We start from the raw sequence: 17,006 nt of genomic DNA, 5'->3' as shown, positions 1-17,006 counted from the left end.
CCTCGGGGGGATTTCATCTGACAGTGCATTCGCGCTCTCAGAGGCACGTCATCCGATCGTCCACGACATCGATGACACCACGCCGAAGGTTCCGGGGGGAACCTTCGCGTCGACCGGCCATGATCAGTGCACGCACGCTCATCGGACTCCGTCACCCTCCTAATCCGCTGTCACCGTTGGACGCGTTAGGACTGATATGACGAGCACTTCGTCCGTCGACATCATTGTGTCGCCACCCGATGATCAAGAGAAGTACAACTACCTCAGGGGCCCACAGCATCGTTGGTTCTTCGTCGCCCATGCAGGCGCATTCGCGGGCCTGGCCGTGAGTCTCGCGGGTTTTGCGACGATGACGTACTGGACATTGATCTTCCTCGTCCCGCTGGCTCTTCTCGCGGTGGAAACACTCGTCGGACTGCGCACTTCGACGTTCCGACGCCGAACGACCGAAGCGGAGCATCGTCGTCGATGCATGAGCTGGCGGCCGGACCGCGTTCCTTCTGTCGACGTCTTCCTGCCCACCGCCGGTGAGCCCTTGGAAATCCTCAACAATACGTACCGCTACGTCGCCCGACTCGAATATCCCGGGCGGGTCGACGTCTACGTGCTGGACGACATGGACCGATCGGAAGTCCGTGCCGCCGCCTCGGCGCATGGCTTCAAGTACATCGCGCGGCCTGGGTCGGAGTTCAAGAAGGCCGGCAATCTGCGTTACGCGTTCGACCGCTCGGACGGCGATCTGATCTTCATTCTCGACGCAGATTTCGTACCGCGCCCGGACGCCTTGACGGAGTTGGCGCCCTACATGGACGATCCGCAGATCGGCATAGTCCAGAGCCCGCAGTACTTCGCAACCCCCTTGTCGAAGAATTGGCTCGAGCGCGGAGCGGGGGCCACGCAGGAGATCTTCTACCGATTCATCCAAGTGAGCCGGGACGCGGTGGATGCGGCGGTCTGCTGCGGCACGTCGGCCCTCTATCGGAGGGCGGCCCTCGAGTGCATCGGAGGTTTCCCGAGGATCGCCCACTCCGAGGACATCTTCACCGGCATCCACATGGACGGCGCGGACTACCGCGTTCGATTCGTGCCGGTCAACGTGACCCAGGGCATCTGCCCCGACGACATCGATGGGTTCATTGCGCAGCAGTACCGCTGGTGCGAGGGATCCATGGAACTTGTCAAGGACTCCGGTTTCCACCGCCAGGAGACGTTGACCCTGCACCAGCGTCTGAGCTTCTGGAGCGGCTTCATCTACTACGTGACCACGGCCATGAACGCTTTGCTCGCTCCGCTGCCAGTGCTGATCATGGCGCTTTTCTTCCCCCAGCACATGCACCCCTGGAACATGTTGCCGCTGTTGGGCACAGCCGTGCTCTGGCTCGTGGTCTACCCGAGACTGATGAACTCGTCGTGGCGCCTCGACGTCCTCCGGGTACAGGCGATCTACAGTTTCGCCCACATCGTCGCCATCATCGACGTCTTCTCCGGCACGGTGTCCGAGTGGGTCCCCTCACATGGCAGGACGAAGGCCGCGCCTCTGGCCGGGCGAGTGCGCCGGCTGATTGTTGCCTACCTCGGCACGACACAGGTACTGGTCATCGCCGCCTTCGTCTGGCGGCTCGGCCAGCCGGAGTTCACGCTGGCAGGATGGTGGGCGGCCGGGCTGTTCCTCCTGGCGAACGTCTACGTTTTCGTTCCCGTGGTCCTCGTGGCTCTTGGAGTCAAGCCCTGGCCGGCCTCTCTCCTTCTGGTTCCCGATGGACAGTCGAGGTCTGACAGCCACGTCGGGCTCGAGAGCCGGCTGGTCAAGGAGAATGCGGCGTGAGCACCTCCACGATCGCCGGGACAGTGGACGCGCCCGTCTGGCGGCTGGCTCTGGCATCCGTACTCCCCACACGCCTCCGCCCACGAGCAGATCGGTGGATCCAACACTTCCCTCTTCTTCTCCTGGTCACTGTCCAGGGGCTGCTGTCCCTCCGACTGGGCAACACGGCGTTCCAGGACGAAGCGCTCTATGTTCTCGCAGGCCAAGAAATCCTTGCGCACTGGCTGACCGGGGCTCCCGTGATCGACTACGGATCCTTCTTCTCGGGAGTTCCGGTGGCCTATCCGGTCCTGGCGGGGCTCCTGCAATATGTCGGGGGCCTCCCCCTGGTCCGTGCGTTCAGCCTGGGCTGCGTCGTGGTGACGATGTTGTGCGTTCGGGACACCTCCAAGTACCTGTACGGCCAGGCGGCCGGCAATCTGGCCGGTTTCACTTTCGCGGTGACGGGTCCGGTCGTGTACACCTCTGCCCTGGCTACCTTCGACGCCCTCTGCCTCTGTCTCCTGTCAGTGGGTATATGGCTCGGAGTGACTCGAAGTTCGCGGAGTTCGGCCGCACTGGCTGGGGTGGCCGTCGCCGCAGCGGCGATCGTCAAGTACACCGGAGCAGCGTTCCTCCCGGTGGTGCTGGCCGCAGTGCTTTTCGGGGATCCGCAGCAGAAGGCCGCGAATCGTCTGCTCCGCACCGTGACCACCGCTCTGGTGGCTGCGGCTGTTCTCGCCGGCCTGTACGCCCTGTGGGGTGAGGAAGTCCGCGAAGGCATCCTCTTCACCACGACCGGACGCGAGGCACTCAGCCCGGCTCCACTGTCACAGCTGCTCGGCTATGTGGCCCAGGACATCGGCCTGTCAGCCGCCCTGGCCGTGCTGGGGGGTCTGCTGGTGGCGCGGTCACTGAGATCGTCGCTCTTCGTCCTTGCGCTTTTCGCCGGCGCTTCCGGTCTGCTGGTGGGTCAACTGCATCTCGGCGAAGCCGTGTCCTTCGAGAAGCACATGGCATATTCGGCGCTCTTCCTTGCCCCGCTGGCGGGCCGGGCGTTGGCCGAACTGGCGAGACCGTCGCTGCGAGGAATTCTGCTGGCGGCCATCATGTGGATCTTGTTGGTCTCCGGGCTGGCCCGCTCCCACACCATGCACTACGAGTGGCCCAATGTGGAACGTGTGGTGTCGCTCATGGCCGAGGACTCGCCTCCCGGCCGGTACCTGTCCACACAATCGCTACCGCTGAGCTTCTACACCCGGGACGAGTTTCCGGACATCCAGTGGGTGGAGCACTACGGCCTGTTCGACAGCGGGCCCGGAGCCATCCGGAATGCCGTGGAGAACCGCGCCTTCGAAATGATCGTGTGGCGCTCGGGCAGCACAGGAAACCCCACCGAGGATGCTCAGCTTGCTGTCCTGCAGGAAGCAGTCATCGGCAGCCCACACTACGACCTCGCGGCCGAGCCTTTCCCCGTTCGGCAGTGGTCAGAGCAGGACTGGTACATCTTCCAGTTGAACCGCTGACGGAGCGAGCCGGCCGTGGACCTGCTTCCTGCAGGCCTCGCCTGCAGGAAGCAGGTCACGCCACCGAGCGGTAGCGGGAGACCACCACGTCGACGAGCTCGGGCGGGACCTCCCCCTCCGGCACGGCCAGCGGCTCGGTGTCCACGTCGGCGCCGGCGGCGCGCGAGAGGTCCAGGAAGTAGCCGGGGGCCAGCAGGTAGTTGGCGACGACGACGCGGCCCCCCTCCGCCAGGCCGGCCCGGGCGGAGACCACCGCTTCTGTCACCCGGGGACGCGCGGCGGCCAGGTAGGACACGGTCACGGGCCGGCCCAGCTCCTCCCCCAGCAGATCCGCCACCGCGGCGCAGTCGACCACCGCGCGGCGGTCCGAGGAACCGGCCGTGGCCAGCACCACGGCGTCGCGCTCCCCCAGCGGGGCGCCGGCGGCCCCGCACGCCTCGTGCACCCGCCGGGCCAGCAGCCGGGCCAGCGCCCGGTCCGGGCCGAGGGCGGCGGAGACCCGGTGGAGCTCGTCGGCGGCCACCGCCTCGGCCACGTCCACGTAGACGTGGTAGCCGGCGGAGAGCAGCAGCGGCACCACCACGGCCGGGCGCCCGGCGTACTCCTCGGTGCGGGCGGCCAGGTCCGGGGCCTGCACGTCCACCCACGTGGGCACCACCTCGGTGCCGGGCAGCTGCGCGGCGACGGCGTCCACGAGACGGTTCACGGCCGTGCGCCCGGCCGGGAACCGGGTGCCGTGGGCGCAGGCCAGCAGGACGGGGGCGTCGGAGGTCGTCATGCTCCCAGCCTATGATCGAGGGGCGGGACGGGCAGGTTCCGTCACGGGACGTCACGGTGCAACGGCGCCGTAACACGGATGTCCCACTCTGGTAGGGGGCCCACCATGGCATGCGTGGTGCCCCGACCCCCGCTCTCCCCCTGGAGGACCCCATGCTCCTGACCGCAGACCTCACCGACGTCCCGGTGCTCGTCCTCGGTGATCCGCACGAGGCCCGCCGCGCCCACCACCGGTACGCCTCGGCCGGCGCCGACGTCCGCGCCGTGGCCGACCCCGCCCGGCTGTCCGCCTCCGACGTCGCCGGGGCCGCTCTCGCCGTGGTCGTCGGCCCCGCCGCCCAGCGCTGGCGGGACGCGCTGCGCGAGGCCGGAGCCCGCGTGCCGGTCGTCCAGGAGCCCTCGGCCCGGACCGGCGGACGGGTGACCCTGGTCGGCGGGGGCCCCGGTGCCGACGACCTGCTCACGGTGCGCGCCGTGACCGCCCTCCAGGACGCCGACGTCGTCTTCGTGGACCGCCTCGCCCCCGCGGGCGCCGTGGCGGCCGCGGCCCCGGGCGCCGAGATCGTCCCGGTGGGCAAGACCCCGGGCCACCACCCGGTCCCGCAGTCCCGGATCCAGGAGCTCATGGTCGAGCACGCCCTGGCCGGCCGGTCCGTGGTGCGGCTCAAGGGCGGCGACCCCTACGTGTTCGGCCGCGGCGGCGAGGAGCTCGCCGCGTGCGCGGCCCACGGCATCCCGGTGGACGTGGTCCCCGGGATCACCAGCGCGGTCTCCGTGCCCGGGGCCGCCGGGATCCCCGTGACCTTCCGCGAGGTCTCCCGGATGTTCACCGTCGCCTCCGGCCACGTCCCGTTCTCCGAGGCCGAGCTCGCCCACTTCGCCGGCCTCGGCGCCTCCGGCGGGACGCTGGTGGTACTCATGGGCGTGGCCACGCTCCCCCACCTCGTGGCCGGCCTCGTCCGCTCCGGCGCGGACCCCGCCACGCCGCTGGCCGTGGTGGAGCGCGGCTTCACCGACCGGCAGCGCTCCACGATCACGACCCTCGCCCGTGCGGTCAAGGACACCGCGGCGGCCGGCTGCGGTTCCCCCGCCGTCGTCGTCATCGGACCCGTGGTGCGGCTCGCGACCGCGGAACGGGACGCGTTCCTCGCCGAGGTGACCGCCCATGGCTGCTGAGGAGCTGCCGCTGGCGGGGCGGGTGGTGGGTGTCACCGCGCACCGCCGCTCCGAGGACCAGATCGCCGCGCTCGAACGGCGCGGCGCCCGGGTGATCCACGCCCCGGCGCTGAAGGTCGAGCCGGTCGGCGAGGACGCCGGGCTCGCGGCGGCCTCGCGGGCGCTGTTCGAGGCCCGCCCGGACCTGGTCCTGCTCACCACCGGCTACGGGCTGCGCCGGTGGCACGACGCCGCCGAGGCCCAGGGCTTCGACGCCGAGCTGCTGCTGTGCCTGCACGAGGCCGCCGTCTACGTGCGCGGGCCGAAGGGCCGCGGCGCGGTGCGCGGGCTGGGTCTCGAGGACGCGGGGATGTCCGCCGACGAGACCACCCAGGGACTCGTGGACCTGGTGCTGGCCGAGCACGACGGCGACCTCTCCGGGCGCACGATCGGCCTGCAGCTGCACGGGATCGCCGACGCCGCCCAGCGGCGTCGGCTCACCGACGCCGGCGCCCGGGTGCTGACCGTGACCCCCTACCGCTGGGCCTCCGCCGACGACGCCGGGCAGGTGCCGGTGCTGGTGCGCGAGGCCGCCGCCGGGCGGGTCGACGCGGTCACGTTCACCGCCGCCCCGGCCGTGGACGCGCTGTTCAGCACCGCAGAGGAGCTCGGGCTGCACGAGGAGCTGCTGGCAGCGTTCCGCCGGGGCATGCTCGCCGCGACCGTCGGCCCCGTCACCGCCGCCCCCCTCGAGGAGCTGGGGCTCTCCCCGCTGGTGCCCGAGCGGTTCCGGATGGGCGCGATGCTCAAGCAGCTCACGGACGCCCTCGCCCGCCCGGCCGATGCGTCCGAGGAGCCCGGTCAGCGCTGACCGTCCCCGGCCGGAGATGCCGGGCAGCAGGACACGGCGGGTGCGGCCGGTAGGCTGGGCGCGACCCGCTCGACCGTCGAAAGGCCGCCCGTGACCACCCCCCAGCTCGCCTCCTACATCGACTCCACGCTGCTCAAGCCCGAGGCGTCGCGGGAGCAGATCGCCGCCCTGTGCGCGGAGGCCAAGCAGTACGGCTTCGCCTCGGTGTGCACCAACCCGCTGTGGGCCGGCTTCGTGCGGGAGCAGCTCGCGGGCAGCGACGTGCTGACGTGCGTCGTCGTCGGCTTCCCCCTGGGCGCGTCCGCCAAGGAGGTCAAGGCCTTCGAGACCGCCACGGCCGTGGCCGCCGGCGCCCAGGAGATCGACATGGTCATCGACATCGCCGCCGCGCGGGCCGGCGAGGCCGAGATCCTCGAGCGGGACATCGCGGCGGTCGCCGAGGCCGCGCACGCGGGCGGGGCCGCGCTGAAGGTCATCATCGAGACGTGCCTGCTGGACGACGAGCAGAAGGTGCTCGCCTGCCGGGCCGCCGTGGCCGCCGGCGCCGACTACGTGAAGACTTCCACCGGCTTCTCGACCGCCGGCGCCACCGTGGAGGACGTCCGGCTCATGCGCGAGACCGTGGGCCCGGACATCGGGGTCAAGGCCTCCGGAGGGATCCGCACCCGCGAGGACGCCCTCGCGCTGATCGAGGCGGGTGCCTCCCGGATCGGCGCCAGCAGCGGTCCCGCGCTCGTCGGCTGAGGACGTCCGCACCGGCCCCCGTCCCGGGACGGGGCGGGGCCCGTCAGCCGCTCCCCGGCCCCGATGACGGGGACGGCGCGGGCAGACGGTGGAGGGCGAGGACGGTGAGGTCGATGGGGTGCCCCTCGGTCACGGCCCACGCCGTGGCCAGGTCCACCGCCTCGTCGGCCCCGATGCCGCCCGGATAGCGCCGGGCGACCGCGTCCAGGCCCCCGGCCGGCTGCGCGTCCGGGCTCAGGCCGAGGAACCCGTCGGTGAGCACCAGCAGGGTCTCCCCCGGGTCCAGCGCGGCCGTGCGCACGTCCCACCCGGAGCCGTAGGCCGGCGACAGCCCCAGGGCCGGCCCCGAGCCGGCCAGCCGTCGCACGCCGCCGTCGGCGCCGAGGACCAGGGCCGCGCCGTACCCCGCCAGGACGTAGACCAGGGTGCCGCCGGCCGCCTCCAGCGTCGCCGCGAAGGCCGTGACGAAGGCCCCGGCGCCGTCGGCCGCGGCCGGCGCCCCTACCGACGACCGCTCGACCGTCCGCTCGACCGGCCGGCGCCGGGGGCGCCCCGGACCCGTGGCCCGCAGCAGCGCGCGCAGACCGGAGGTGACCGCCGCGGACGCGGTCTCGGCGCCGAGGACGTCGGCGGCCTCGAGCTGGACCCGCCCGTCCTCGGCGGCCCAGTCGAAATAGCTCCCGCCGGCGCGCCGGGCCGGTGTGCACCGGCCGGCCAGCTCGTACCCGGGCACCCCCACGGATCCCGCGGGGAGCAGCACCCGCTGCGCGGCCCCGGCGGCCGCGAGCTCGCCGGTGGCGGCCAGCTCCCGCTCCACGAGCTGCCCGAACTGGGCGAGGACCTCCTGCTCGTCCGCGCTGAACGCCCGCGGCACGGCGTCCATGATGCACAGCGACCCGACCCGCTCCCCCGTGCGCGCCCGCAGCGGCTGCCCCGCGTAGAAGCGCATCCCCTGGCGCACCACCGTGGTGTCCACCGCCCGGGTCCCGCGTGCGGTGTCCTCCAGGACCAGGGCACCCGGCTGCTGGACCGTGTAGTGGCACGGCGAGTACCGGAGGGGCACCGAGACCCCGGCATCCAGCCCGGAGGCGGCCTTGACCCACTGCCGGTCCGCGTCGACGAGCGCGATGGCGGCCACGGGCACCTGGAAGACCAGGCGGGCCAGGGACACGATCCGCTCGAAGCGCTCCTCGGGGGCGGTGTCCAGCAGGCCGAGCTCGTGCAGGGCCGCCAGGCGGGCGAGTTCCTGGGCGTCCTGGGCGGGCGGGACGCCGGACGGCCCGCCCACCGGCGGAGTCGCGCCGGGAGAGCCCGTCACGGCGCCGACTCCCCGCCGGCCGGCGACTCCACCGGCGTTCCTGGGCATGCGCTGGACATCCGACCCCCCATGTTGACACCTCTACAAGAGAGTGCCAGCGTAGATCGAAAGCAGTCTTACGATCCAGTTCCGCGGAAGGAATCCCATGTCCGATCAGTACACGATGCAGGATCCCACGAAGCAGTACCCCGGTCCCGACGACAGCTTCGAGCAGCAGCAGGAGGGGCCGGGCCTGCAGCAGCAGATGCGGCCGAAGCCCGACTCCGGTGAGTCCTCCTACCGCGGCTCCGGGCGGCTCGAGGGCCGCAGGGCGGTGGTGACCGGTGCCGACTCCGGCATCGGCCGCGCCACGGCGATCGCCTACGCCCGGGAGGGCGCCGACGTCGTCCTGTCCTACCTCCCGGAGGAGGAGCCGGACGCCCGTGAGGTCGTGGAGCTCGTCGAGGCCGCCGGGCGGCGTGCCGTGGCCGTGCCCGGGGACGTCACCGACAAGGCCTACTGCGAGCAGCTGATCGCCACCGCCGTGGCCGAGCTGGGCGGGATCGACGTCCTGGCCAACATCGCCGGCAAGCAGCAGTACTGCCCGGACATCCTGGAGCTGACCGACGAGCAGTTCGACGAGACCTACAAGACCAACGTCTACGCCATGTTCTGGCTGTGCAAGGCCGCTGTGCCGCACATGCCCCCCGGCGCGGCGATCATCAACACCTCCTCGATCCAGGGCTACCAGCCGGCCCCGATCCTGCTGGACTACGCCTCCACGAAATACGCGATCAACGGCTTCAGCAAGTCCCTGGCCGCCCAGCTGGCGCCCAAGGGCATCCGGGTCAACGTCGTGGCGCCGGGCCCGGTGTGGACGCCGCTGCAGGTCGTGGGCGGACAGCCCCCGGAGAAGCTGCCCGAGTTCGGCGCCTCCGAGTCCCCGCTGGGCAGGCCGGGCCAGCCCGCGGAGATGGCGCCGGCCTACGTGTTCCTGGCCTCCCAGGAGTCCAGCTACGTCAGCGGCGAAACCCTCGCCGCGACCGGCGGGATGCCCACCCCCTGATCGGTCCGCGCGGGCGGGTCCGGCACCGGTCCCGGCTCGCCCGCCCCGCCGCACGGCCCCGCACCGCTTCCCAGCACTGCTTCCCTGACACCGCTTCCCCGACACCGCTTCCCGGCGCTCCGGATCGAGGTCCGGCAGAGGACCGGAGCGCACCCGACCCACCGTCCCCTGTGAGGAGACCCAGCCATGGCACTGTCCTATCCCACCCAGCCCGGTGACATCGACCACCTGATCGCCGACGACCACGCGATCGTCGAGCGCCAGTTCCAGCACCTCGAGGCCGGCCGCGGCGACCGCCGCACCCTCGTGGACCAGATCAGCTTCGAGCTGTCCCTGCACGCCTTCGCCGAGGAGACGGTGATGTACCCCCTCTGGCGCGAGCTCGGGATGGACGAGTTCGACGACGACGCCCGCGAGGAGCACGGCGACATCAAGGAGCTGCTGGTCACCCTCGAGAAGACCGATCCCGGGGAGGCCGAGTTCGAGGCCGCCCTGACCGAGCTGATCTCCGTGACCCGCCACCACGTGGAGGACGAGGAGCAGGAGGAGCTGCCGGCCTTCCGCGCCAAGGTCGGCGCGGAGCGGATGGCCGAGCTGGGCCAGAAGTTCCTGGCCGCCAAGCGCCAGGCTCCCCCGGCTCCGCACCCGCACGCCCCCGACGAGGGCCGGATAGAGAAGGTGGTCGGTGCCGTGGCCAAGCCGGTCGACGCGGCGAAGGCCGCGGTGACGGGCAAGAAGAAGCGCCTGGCCACCGACGCCTCCGGCCTGCTGGACCCCCAGGCCCAGGCGATCGTCGACGCCCACTCCTCGCTGGGCCCGCAGCCCTTCGAGATCCTCGAGCCCGAGCAGGCCCGCGCCCAGCCCGGTCCCGACGACGCCGTCAAGAAGGTCATGGAGGACCAGGGCCTGGAGGGGCCCGAGCCGGTCGGTTCGGTGACCGACCTGAAGATCCCCGACGCCGCCGGCGGCGAGCAGACCCTGCGCGTCTACACCCCCGCCGCTCCCGGTGAGGGCCCGCTGCCGATCATCATGTGGATCCACGGCGGCGGCTGGGTGCTCTTCGACATCGACACCTACGACGCCTTCTGCCGCGGGCTGACCAACAAGACCGGAGCCATCGTGGTCTCCCCCGACTACCGGCGGGCGCCCGAGGCCGTGTTCCCGGCCTCCCACGACGACGTGCTCGCCGCCTGGCGCTGGACCGTGGCCAACGCCGCGCAGATGGGCGGAGACCCGGCCCGGATGGCGATCGGCGGCGAGTCCGTGGGCGGGAACATGGCCCCGGCCACCTGCCTCCAGCTGGCCGAGGCCGGGGAGCCGCTCCCGGCCGCCCAGGTGTGCGTGTACCCGCTGACCACCCCCGAACAGTTCGGGGAGTCCATGGAGGACGCCGCCGACGGCCGCCCGCTCAACCGCGCCCTGCTGTCCTGGATGGCGATGCACGCGTTCGAGGGCGTCCCCGAGGCGGCGCAGGACCGCCGGATCGACCTGCTGAGCTGGCCCCGGGAGTCCCTGGCGCTGATGCCCCCGACGCTGGTGATCACCGACGAGCGGGACGTCCTGCGCAGCCAGGGCCAGCAGTTCGCGGCGAACCTCGAGGCCGCCGGCGTGCCCACCACGGCGACGTACTACGAGGGCGTGATGCACGAGTTCTTCGGCGCCTCCGCTGTGCTCGACAAGGCCGAGGCCGCCCAGCAGGAGGCCGCCGCGCACTTCGCCGCGGCCCTCGGCGGCTCCGCCCGGGGCGCCGGCCTCAGCTGAGCCACCGGCCTCGGCTGAGCCACCGGCACCGGCCGAGGCCCCGGCACCAGTGGCCCGTCCGCCGCGGCCCGCCCGGAACCACCCGGTTCCCGGCGGGCCGCGGCACGCCCGTGTCCTGCCCGCCGACCGCCGGCGGCGAACGACTAGACTGACCGCGAACGTCTCCGCGGCCCCGTCGAGCGGCCGCTCCGAACCGCCAGAAGGGTGCCTCCCATGGACCACCGAGCCCACTCGTCCACCAGCGTTGCCGCGGACGCCTCGACCGGCGGCCGCGGCAACGGCACGCGCTCGCACTCGGGCCAGGGCCGGACCGTCAACAACCTCCTCTTCCTCGCCGCCTGCCTGGCCATCATGGTCGGCAGCTTCTGGGCCTTCGCCAGCTACCCCAACAGCCCGCTGCTGTGGATCGTCGGCCTGGTCCTCTACTCCCTGGCCCTGCTGATCCCCGTGAGCATCCTGCAGAGCAGCACCGCCAAGAAGATCCGCGGCGGCCGCACCCTCGCCATGGCCGTCCCCTCGAGCACCGAGGTGGCCGGTGTGGACATCACCGCGCAGCGCTTCGACGACGGTCCCCGCGACATCGGCGCACGTGACGCCGAGGTCCACTCCGAGCACAAGGACGACAAACTCGGCCGGGCCACCCAGTAGGCCACGACGACGGGCGGCCCCCTTCCCGACCGGGAGGGGGCCGTCCGTTATCGGAACTCCGGTGGGCCAAGGGGTCCGGGCAACCTACTAGAATGGGTTCCGACGTCTCCGCGGCCCCGTGACCGGCCGCCCCGAACCGCCAGAAGGGTGCCATCCATGGCCAACCGAGCCCACTCGTCCACCAGCGTGTCCGCGGACGCCTCGACCGGCGGCGCCAGCGTGCGCTCGCACTCGGGCCAGGGCCGGACCGTCAACAACCTCCTCTTCCTGGCCGCCTGCCTGGCCATCATGGTCGGCAGCTTCTGGGCCTTCGCCAGCTACCCCAACAGCCCGCTGCTGTGGATCGTCGGTCTGCTCCTCTACTCCCTGGCACTGCTGATCCCCGTGAGCGTCCTGCAGAGCAGCACCGCCAAGAAGATCCGCGGCGGCCGCACCCTCGCCATGGACGTCCCCTCGAGCACCGAGGTGGCCGGGGTGGACACCACCGCCGCAGACTTCGGCCAGGGCGCCCGCGACGTCCGCGAGCGCGACGCGCGGACGACGTCCGTGCACCGCGACGACAAGCTCGGCAAGACCGTCGAGTAGGCGCTGCCCGCCTCGCGCAACGACGTCGGCCCCCTCCCGCACCGGGAGGGGGCCGACGTCGTTGCGCAGGGCCGTGCTGCCCGCTCAGGCGGCGGCGGGCTCCCTGGCGAAGACCGCCTCGACCACGCCGCGCGCCCACTCGAGGATCTCGCGGTCGACGAGGTCCTTGCCGCCGATCCGCGCGGTCTTCGGCTTGGGGATGAGCACCTGGGCGGTGTCCGTGCCGGGCACCGCCTTCACCTGGGCGCCGGGGTAGAGGCGGGCGAGGCGCATCTGCCGGGACTCGGGCAGGTCGGCCGGGGCGAAGCGGACCGTGTTGCCCTGCGCCGCGACGTCCGTCAGGCCCGCGGACCGGGCGAGCACCCGGAAGCGGGCGACGTCGAGGAGGTTCTGGACCGGCTCGGGGACGTCGCCGTAGCGGTCCACGAGCTCGTCGGCGACCTCCTGGATCGCCTCCTCCGTCGTGGCGTTGGCGAGGTTGCGGTAGGCCTCCAGGCGCAGCCGCTCCCCCGGGACGTAGTCGTGCGGCAGGTAGGCGTTGACCGGCAGCTCGATCTTCATCTCGGTGGGCCGCTCGTCCTCCTCCCCGCGGTACTCGGCGACGGCCTCGCCCACGAGCCGCAGGTACATGTCGAAGCCCACGCCGGCGATGTGCCCGGACTGCTCCCCGCCCAGCAGGTTGCCGGCCCCGCGGATCTCGAGGTCCTTGACGGCCAGCTGCATGCCTGCGCCGAGCTCGTTGTGCGCGGCGACGGCCTTGAGCCGCTCCAGGGCGGTCTCGGAGAGCGGCTTCTCCGCCTGGTACAGGAAGTAGGCGTAGGCCCGTTCGCGGCCGCGGCCCACGCGCCCGCGCAGCTGGTGCAGCTGGGAGAGCCCGTACCGGTCGGCGCCGTCGACGATGAGCGTGTTGGCGTTGGCGATGTCGAGGCCGGTCTCCACGATCGTGGTGCAGACCAGGACGTCGAACTTCTTCTCCCAGAAGTCCACGATGATCTGCTCCAGCCGGGACTCGGACATCTGCCCGTGGGCCACGGCGATCCGCGCCTCGGGCACGAGCTCGGCGATCTCCTTGGCCGTGCGCTCGATCGAGGACACCCGGTTGTGGATGTAGAAGACCTGGCCCTCGCGCATGAGCTCGCGCCGGACCGCCGCGGAGACCTGCTTGTCCGTGTAGGCGCCCACGTAGGTCAGCACGGGGTGCCGCTCCTCCGGCGGGGTGGCCAGGGTGGAGGTCTCGCGGATCCCGGTCAGGGACATCTCGAGGGTGCGCGGGATCGGGGTCGCGGACATCGCCAGGACGTCCACGTTCGTCCGCATGGCCTTGAGCTTCTCCTTGTGCTCCACGCCGAAGCGCTGCTCCTCGTCGATGACCACGAGGCCCAGGTCCTTGAACTGCACCTCCTTGGACAGCAGCCGGTGGGTGCCGATCACCACGTCGACGGATCCGTCCTTGAGCCCGGCGAGCGCCTCCTTGGTCTCCTTGGCGGTTTGGAACCGGGAGAGGGCGGCCAGGTGCACCGGGAAGCCGGAGAAGCGCTCGCTGAACGTCTCGGCGTGCTGCTGGGCGAGCAGCGTGGTGGGCACGAGCACCGCCACCTGCTTGCCGTCCTGCACGGCCTTGAAGGCGGCGCGCACGGCGACCTCGGTCTTGCCGTAGCCCACGTCCCCGGAGATCAGCCGGTCCATGGGCACCTCCCGCTCCATGTCCGCCTTGACCTCGTCGATGGTGGTCAGCTGGTCGGGGGTCTCGACGTAGGGGAACGCCTCCTCCAGCTCCCGCTGCCACGGGGTGTCGTCCCCGAAGGCGTGGCCCCGGGAGGCCATCCGTGCGGAGTAGAGGCGGATGAGCTCGTTGGCGATGTCCTTGACGGCCCGCTTGGCGGCGCGCTTGGTCTTGTTCCAGTCCGCCCCGCCCATCCTGGACAGGGTCGGCGCCTCGCCGCCCACGTAGTTGGTGACCTGGTCGAGCTGGTCGGTGGGCACGAACAGGCGGTCCCGCGGGCCGTTGCGCTTGGACGCCGCGTACTCGAGCACCAGGTACTCGCGCACGGGCTTCGGCTGCCCCGGCTTGGTCATGGCCCCGGTGATGGGCCGCTGGATGAGCTCCACGAACTGTCCGATGCCGTGCTGCTCGTGCACCACGAAGTCGCCCGGGGACAGCGAGAGCGGGTCCACGGCGTTGCGCTTGCGCCGCACGGGCAGCCGGCGCATGTCCTTGGTGGTGTACGGGCTGGCCCGGCCGAGCAGGTCCGCCTCGGTGAGCAGCACGATCCGCGGGCCGTCGAGGGCGAAGCCCTTGCCGGCCACCGCGGTGGTGAGCTCCACGACCCCGGGCTGCGGCTCCTCCACCAGCGAGTCCCGGCGGGACGCGGGGATGCCGGCGTCGTGCAGCAGCTCCGCGATCCGGGCCAGGGGTCCGGGGCCCTCGGTGACGGCGACGACGCGCCAGCCGTCGGCCACCCGTCCCTGGAGGAACTCCAGCATGGCCTCGACGTCGCCGTGGAAGCCGTGCGGGTCGCGGGCGGCCACCGTGAGGGTGTCGGCGTCGGAGTCGAGCAGCGCGATGTCCTCCGCCGCGGTGTCCGCGTCCACGTCCTGCCCGGCCACGGCGTTGACGTTGAGGGCGGTGACCGACCACCAGCCGAGCCCGGCGTCGAGGGCGGTGGAGCGGGCCTCGGCGAGGGTCTGGAAGGACCCGGAGGCCAGCGTGCGGCCCTCGTCGTCGCCCGTCTGCGCGGCGTGCTCGGCGGAGGTGATGTCGATGGGCGCGGACCGGCCGTCGGAGGCGGAGTCCCACGCGGCGAGGAGGAACTCCTCGTTGGTGGCCACGAGGTCGTGCGCCCGGGTCCGGACCTTCTCCGGCTCCATGACCACCACGAGCGAGCCCGGCGGCAGCAGGGAGAGCACGGGGACCATGCCGTCCACGAGCAGGGGCGCGAGGGACTCCATGCCCTCCACGTAGATGCCGCCGGCGATCCGCTCGAGCATCGACTCGGCGCCGGGCAGCGCGTTGCGCAGCGTCGCGGCCCGGGACATCACCGAGGGCGTGATCAGCACCTCCCGGCACGGCGGGGCCACGAGCCGGTCGGGGTGGTCCGTGCCGGTCAGGGTCCGCTGGTCCGCGACGGCGAACCAGCGCAGCTCGTCCACCTCGTCCCCGAAGAACTCGATGCGCACGGGGTGGTCCTCGACCGGGGAGAAGACGTCGATGATCCCGCCGCGCACGGCGAACTCCCCCCGGCGGGTCACCATGTCCACGCGGGCGTAGGCGGCCTGGGACAGGGCGGTGACGGCGGCGTCGAAGTCGAGCTCCTCCCCGCGGGCGAAGCGCACCGGGGTCATCTCGCCCAGGCCCTCGACGACGGGCTGCAGCACGGAGCGGACCGGGGCCGTGAGCACCCGCAGCGGGCGCTCGGGGTCCTTGCCGGCCAGCCGGCGCAGCACGTCCAGGCGGCGGCCCACGGTGTCCGAGCGGGGTGAGAGCCGCTCGTGCGGCAGCGTCTCCCAGGCCGGGAACTCGGCGATCTCCCCGGCGGGCAAGTAGGCGCCCAGGGCCGCGGCGAGGTCCTCGGACTCGCGGCCGGTGGCGGTGACGGCGAGCAGCACCGGCGCCCGGTCGCCGGCCGCTCCCGGGGCGTCCAGGGCCCCGCGCAGCTGGGCCGTGAGCACCGCGCGCATCCCGTCCGGGGCGCTGATCACGGTCTCGGGGCTGCGCTCCCCCGGCGGGAGGGCGGCCTGGGCGCGGAGGTTGGCGAAGGAGCGCTCCGCCCCGAGGGCGGCGAGCAGTCCGGACAAGGTCATGGGTGCACAGTCTCCTGGGACGCTGTGGGAAGTGCTGGCGGGGCAAAAGGGCTGCAGCAGCCGACGTTCGCGGGTTCCAGCTTACTCCCGGGCCCCGACAGCGCCCGAGGCCCGGAGGCCCGCCCACGAACGGGACCCGACGTCCACCACGTACCGACTTCACACTTCTTCACAAGTGCGAAATCCGCGGAAGGCCACGCCGGGCTCGCAGCTCGAGCTCCTGCCCCCACCACGGCGTCCACACGGCCTCGACGGCGGCCGATTCCCGGCACCAGCCGGCCCCTCCGGGCCCCTGAACGGGCGTCGCACGCGCCTCGGACGAACAGCGCAGAACACCGGGACATCCGCTCGGGCGCGCCTCACGAAAACCTGCCCACCCGCACAACGCCGAGCGCCGGTCAAGGGCGCAGAACGGGGGACAAACGGGAGAATCGAGCGCCGAGGGCTGCCCCGCGTTTTCATATATTTCCCTGACCAGGGGCGACGCTGCGTCTGCCGACCGTGCGCCCCTCTGTGGCCGCGCGTTGTGAATCCCATCACCGAGGTTGCTCCGGCATCCAGTGCGCGGAAATGACTTAGCTTTTGCACATCAGCCAGCTTCCGGGGGGAGGCTGCCGAGGCCGGGGAACATCGCGCATTCCTGGTCACGTCCCGAGCAACCGAGCCGGCCGCATCAGCTTCCACAGTGCTGCCGACGCCTCACGAACTCGTTCCGCACGTCAGGGGGAACCACCATGTCTGCATCGATCACCGGGAACTGGATTCTCCGATGCTCCCGCCGGCCCACGCCGGCCGGCGGAGGACGACGAGACGATCCGGCACGACGCCCGGTCCATGGTGCACCGGGGAGTCGCTCCGCCACGGCCGCAGCCGCGTCGTCCTGCTCGCTGGGGCTCCGGGCAGCACGGCGCCGGCACTGAGCGTCATCCGGTCGCCGCGCGCCCGGCCCATCACACAAGTACGTCATTCAG

Annotated in this window: 12 protein-coding genes; 9 read left to right on the top strand and 3 right to left on the bottom strand. The window is 72.0% G+C overall.

Features of this window, described 5'->3' with window-relative positions; genetic code table 11:
* Positions 1-196 precede the first annotated feature (196 nt).
* Positions 197-1,825: a glycosyltransferase family 2 protein gene (locus tag AYX06_RS16185; RefSeq protein WP_062736647.1), complete on the top strand. Its 1,629-nt coding sequence runs from the start codon at positions 197-199 to the stop codon at positions 1,823-1,825.
* On the top strand, positions 1,822-3,330 hold the full coding sequence (locus AYX06_RS16180; protein WP_062736646.1) for a glycosyltransferase family 39 protein: 1,509 nt from the start codon (positions 1,822-1,824) through the stop codon (positions 3,328-3,330). The genes AYX06_RS16185 and AYX06_RS16180 overlap by 4 nt, the downstream gene beginning before the upstream one ends.
* 55 nt (positions 3,331-3,385) lie before the next feature.
* Here the strand turns inward: AYX06_RS16180 and AYX06_RS16175 are convergent, their stop codons facing one another.
* The gene (locus AYX06_RS16175; protein WP_062736645.1) at positions 3,386-4,108 is read right to left on the bottom strand and encodes a sirohydrochlorin chelatase; all 723 of its coding nucleotides are present in this window, start codon (positions 4,106-4,108) and stop codon (positions 3,386-3,388) included.
* A 152-nt stretch (positions 4,109-4,260) separates the two neighbouring features.
* Here AYX06_RS16175 and cobA point away from each other — a divergent pair, with 152 nt between their 5' ends.
* The 3 genes from cobA (at position 4,261) to deoC (ending at position 6,877) form a co-directional block, all read left to right on the top strand.
* Complete coding sequence (gene cobA, locus AYX06_RS16170) at positions 4,261-5,283, top strand: uroporphyrinogen-III C-methyltransferase (RefSeq protein WP_062736644.1); 1,023 nt, start codon at positions 4,261-4,263, stop codon at positions 5,281-5,283.
* A complete protein-coding gene (locus AYX06_RS16165) occupies positions 5,273-6,133 on the top strand; it encodes a uroporphyrinogen-III synthase (protein ID WP_062736643.1) in 861 nt (286 codons plus the stop codon). Before cobA ends, AYX06_RS16165 begins: the two co-directional genes overlap by 11 nt.
* Positions 6,134-6,223: 90 nt before the next feature.
* The gene (gene deoC / locus AYX06_RS16160; protein WP_062736642.1) at positions 6,224-6,877 is read left to right on the top strand and encodes a deoxyribose-phosphate aldolase; all 654 of its coding nucleotides are present in this window, start codon (positions 6,224-6,226) and stop codon (positions 6,875-6,877) included.
* 43 nt (positions 6,878-6,920) lie between these two features.
* On the opposite strand, the gene AYX06_RS16155 is transcribed toward deoC, so the two are convergent.
* Positions 6,921-8,195 (bottom strand): PP2C family protein-serine/threonine phosphatase, encoded by a 1,275-nt coding sequence (locus AYX06_RS16155; RefSeq protein WP_186815607.1) that lies wholly within the window; start codon positions 8,193-8,195, stop codon positions 6,921-6,923.
* 145 nt (positions 8,196-8,340) lie between these two features.
* On the opposite strand from AYX06_RS16155, the gene AYX06_RS16150 reads away from it, so the two are divergent.
* The 4 genes from AYX06_RS16150 (at position 8,341) to AYX06_RS16135 (ending at position 12,234) form a co-directional block, all read left to right on the top strand.
* On the top strand, positions 8,341-9,240 hold the full coding sequence (locus tag AYX06_RS16150; RefSeq protein WP_062736640.1) for an SDR family oxidoreductase: 900 nt from the start codon (positions 8,341-8,343) through the stop codon (positions 9,238-9,240).
* Positions 9,241-9,426: 186 nt separating this feature from the next.
* Complete coding sequence (locus AYX06_RS16145) at positions 9,427-11,001, top strand: alpha/beta hydrolase fold domain-containing protein (RefSeq protein ID WP_062736639.1); 1,575 nt, start codon at positions 9,427-9,429, stop codon at positions 10,999-11,001.
* Positions 11,002-11,214: 213 nt separating this feature from the next.
* The gene (locus tag AYX06_RS16140; protein ID WP_062736638.1) at positions 11,215-11,649 is read left to right on the top strand and encodes a hypothetical protein; all 435 of its coding nucleotides are present in this window, start codon (positions 11,215-11,217) and stop codon (positions 11,647-11,649) included.
* A gap of 156 nt (positions 11,650-11,805) precedes the next feature.
* Positions 11,806-12,234, top strand: coding sequence for a hypothetical protein (locus AYX06_RS16135; RefSeq protein ID WP_062736637.1), 429 nt, complete (start codon positions 11,806-11,808; stop codon positions 12,232-12,234).
* Between the two features lie 84 nt (positions 12,235-12,318).
* On the opposite strand, the gene mfd is transcribed toward AYX06_RS16135, so the two are convergent.
* Positions 12,319-16,035 (bottom strand): transcription-repair coupling factor, encoded by a 3,717-nt coding sequence (gene mfd, locus AYX06_RS16130; protein ID WP_062736636.1) that lies wholly within the window; start codon positions 16,033-16,035, stop codon positions 12,319-12,321.
* Positions 16,036-17,006 lie beyond the last annotated feature (971 nt).

This window comes from Kocuria turfanensis, from assembly GCF_001580365.1.
GTDB lineage: Bacteria > Actinomycetota > Actinomycetes > Actinomycetales > Micrococcaceae > Kocuria > Kocuria turfanensis.
Note: the sequence above shows the minus strand (reverse complement) of the source record. Positions and strands in the feature narration are given on the sequence as shown.